Raw genomic sequence first — 304 nt, forward strand, 5'->3', positions numbered from 1 at the left:
CAACCGCCAAGTTCGAGGGCAGCACGATCAAGGAAGGGATTCCCCCAGCCGTGGTCGCGGGTATCACGGCTGCCTACCGCGCGCAGGCAGGAGCGACTGGCCCTCTTGATCTTCTAGATGACGGTGATCGTTTTACCCGCGATCTCTTGACAGGCAATCTCGGTTCATCGTGGGAAGTTCAGAAATGCTATCTAAAACCATACGCATGTTGCCGGTACATGCATGGAGCTATCGACGCGATCCTTTCCATGCGTCGGCAAGGGGACGAGATCCGGAAGCTACGCATCGAGACGTTCGACCAAGC

The 304-nt window shown here is 56.9% G+C and carries 1 pseudogene; it reads left to right on the forward strand.

The annotated features are described in order from the left end of the window. A pseudogene (locus tag AC0L3U_RS39030) lies at positions 1–304 on the forward strand (MmgE/PrpD family protein); the annotation flags it as partial.

It is taken from the genome of Bradyrhizobium sp. Kon69 (genome assembly GCF_055807515.1).